Raw genomic sequence first — 2,234 nt, 5'->3', positions numbered from 1 at the left:
GTCCGCACAGCGGACCCTACGGGCCCGTAGGGTCCGCTGTGCGGACCAAGCGCCGCCCCGGCACGCGCAACGGCATCCCGACCCACGGTCGGCCCCGGCCTGCCCCACCCACAGGCCCCCGCCTGCGGCAACCCCTTGCTTGCCTTGATGTCTGCCGGGATAATCCAGGCCCCGACCACCGCCGAAGGGACCCCGCCATGTCACCCCGCTCCCGCTACGCCCGCCCGGCCGCCAACCGCATCTTCACCAACCGGGAGGGACCCATCGCCCGCTTCGCGGCCGCCCGCGCGGACCTGCCGCCGGACCGGCACCGCATCCTGGGCTTCCACGGGGTCGGCGGGACGGGCAAGACCGCCCTGTGCCGCAAGCTCCGCGAGACCCTGCGCGACGAAGAGCCGCGCCGCCAGGTCTGGGGCCACCTGGACTTCGCCGTCGAGTCGCTGCGCGAGCCCGCCCGCGGCCTGCTGCAACTGCGCCGCAGCCTGGCGGAGTCCGGGCCCATCCGCTTCAGCGTCTTCGATGTCGCCATCCTGACCTACTGGGGGCGCGCCTATCCCGGCGAGGACCCCGCGCGCGCCTTCGCGGATATCTTCGGCGAGCAGGAGGGGCTCCTGAGCGGCCTCGCGGACAAGGGACTCAGCCTGCTCGACCAGGCCCAGGCCGTCTCCGGCCTTGCCGGGGCCGGGTTCAAGCTCCTGAACTACGCCCGTCGCAAGCTCAAGGAACGCAACGCCCGACAGGCGTGCGAGGCCTTGAACGGCCTGGAGCATCTGGACGCCACCGACCTGCTGGACCGCCTCCCCTGGTTCCTCGCCCAGGACCTGTGCGCCCACCGGGCCGCCGCGCAGTCCCCGCCGAACCGGCCCGCACCGCCGCCCGTGATCTTTCTCGACAGCTACGAGACCCTGTGGAGCGACCGCCCGGACAAGACCGGCGCCGCCGCCCTGGAGACCGACGCCTGGGTGCGCGAACTGGTGGCCGCCGCCCCCGGCTGTCTCTTCGTCTGCCTCGGCCGCGAGCGCCTGGGCTGGGACCGGCGCTTCCCGGACCAGTGGGCCGGCTACCTCGCAGACCAGCACCCGCTCGGCGGCCTGGCGGAGCCGGACGCCCAGCGATACCTTGAGGCCATCCCGATCCCCGATCCCCTCGTGCGCCGCGCCATCATCGACGGCGCCACCGCGGAGGCGGCGCCGGGCGCGCCCCGGACCGCGGCGCCGACCACCGGCGCCCACCCCTTTTATCTCGATCTCGCCGTGGACACCTGGCTGGACCTGACCGCCGCCGGCCGCACCCCGGCGGCGGACGACTTCGGCGCCACCCACCCGGAGGTCCTGGCCCGCTTCCTGCGCCAGCGCTCCACGGCGGAGATCGCCACCCTCGAATGCCTGGCCGGCCCCAACGCCTTCGACCGCGACCTCTTCGCCGCCCTGGTCCAGCGCTTCAGCACCGGCTATCCGCTCACGGCCTTTGCGGACCTGATGGGCTTCTCCTTCTGCGAGCCCGGCGCCGACGGGCGCTACCGGCTGCACGGGCTGATGCGCGAGCACCTCCTGGAGGAACTGGACCCCGCGACCAAGGGTGAACTCTCGGCCTTTCTGTTTGACTGGTTCGATGCGCGCTGCCGGCCGGCGGGGCCGCGGGAGGTGACACCGGGGCATGAGGAGGCGTTGCGGGAGGCGGTGCAGCAGCGGGGGATCGAGGATGCCGGGGCGGCGCTGGAGTGGTTTTCGGAGCGGGCACAGGTCTTCTACGAGGCGGCACGCTTCGCCCTGCTGGAACCGCTGGACCGCTGGTCGCTGGACCTGGCCGAGCAGCGGCTCGGGCCGGACCATGCGCGGACCGCCGTTGCGCTCAACAACCTCGCCCAACTGTTGCAGGACACCAACCGCCTGCCCGAGGCCGAGCCGCTGATACGCCGGGCACTGGCCATCGATGAGGCGGGCTATGGGCCGGATCACCCGAATGTCACCATCCGTCTCAACAACCTCGCCGCGCTGCTGTGGGCCACCAACCGCCTGCCCGAGGCCGAGCCGCTGATGCGCCGGGCACTGGCCATCGATGAGGCGGGCTACGGGCCGGATCACCCGAATGTCGCGATCGACCTCAACAACCTCGCCCAACTGTTGCCGGCCACCATCCGACTGCCCGTGGCCGAGGCGCTGATGCGCCGGGCACTGGCCATCGATGAGGCGGGCTATGGGCCGAATCACCCGAATGTCGCGCGCCACTTCAGC

1 protein-coding gene is annotated in these 2,234 nt (G+C 72.6%); it reads left to right on the top strand.

All coding sequences use genetic code 11. The features are described from left to right. Positions 1-197: 197 nt before the first annotated feature. The coding region (locus QZY48_RS23465) for a tetratricopeptide repeat protein (RefSeq protein ID WP_295435638.1) at positions 198-2,234 on the top strand (2,037 nt) is incomplete at its 3' end.

It is taken from the genome of uncultured Thiodictyon sp. (assembly GCF_903828115.1).
Taxonomy (GTDB): Bacteria; Pseudomonadota; Gammaproteobacteria; order Chromatiales; family Chromatiaceae; genus Thiodictyon.
Note: the sequence above shows the minus strand (reverse complement) of the source record. Positions and strands in the feature narration are given on the sequence as shown.